Raw genomic sequence first — 805 nt, forward strand, 5'->3', positions numbered from 1 at the left:
CGCTATCCAATTGTGTACCGTCGTTTAAGTACAGTTTCGAGCCTACCAGTTTTAGCTGCTCTGTTGGATCTGTTGCCAGCTTGCTAACGTCTACAGGAGAGCTTGCGAAAACGCCAGAAGAAAGTTGCTGAACCATGTTCGCTTGTTCTGCTGGATCGGTAAGTGCTGCGTTTAGCTTCGCTAGGCTTGGCATCGCAGACACCATCGGTTGCATGTTCCAGTTTGCGCCTTTTTCAAGGTAGTGTGGCAGTCTTACTTGACCCTGAGTAACATTCACACTCGCGCCAGATTGCACGTAAAGACCTTTAATCGCGGTTTTCGCTGCATCTAAGTCACTGACGTATTTATTAAAGTCACTGTCCGAATCTAACGCTGTCATAAAGTCTTGTGTCTCACCAAGCACCATTGTGTACGCAGTAGCAAGGTCGACAGCATTCTCGTTAGTATCATTTTTGTAAATGGTATTTAGCGTGTTCGCGCCAGTAGCAAAACCTGTCGCAGTAACACCTTTAACAGCCGCTAACGTGTCACCTACAGATTGAGTGCTGAACCATGATGAGTAGACAATATCAGCGGGGTTGACTTGCGCTAGACCAAAAATGCCTTCGACAGCTTCTGTTACCGCTTGTACAGATGCAAGATCGCCTGATTCGTACTTAACTTGTTTGCTCTTTGCCACCGCGTAGCTTGAAGAGGTGCCAATAGGCTCGCCATTAACGTCAGTTACGTCTTGTGTGACTGCGAAAATGTATTCGCTAGATTCATCAAGAGAATCGGCAAACTGAACATAAAGAGATTTACCATT

The 805-nt window shown here is 46.1% G+C and carries 1 pseudogene; it reads right to left on the reverse strand.

The features are described from left to right. A pseudogene (locus tag R7Q48_RS26360) lies at window positions 1-805 on the reverse strand (lipase); the annotation flags it as partial.

It is taken from the genome of Vibrio sp. 378, assembly GCF_033339435.1.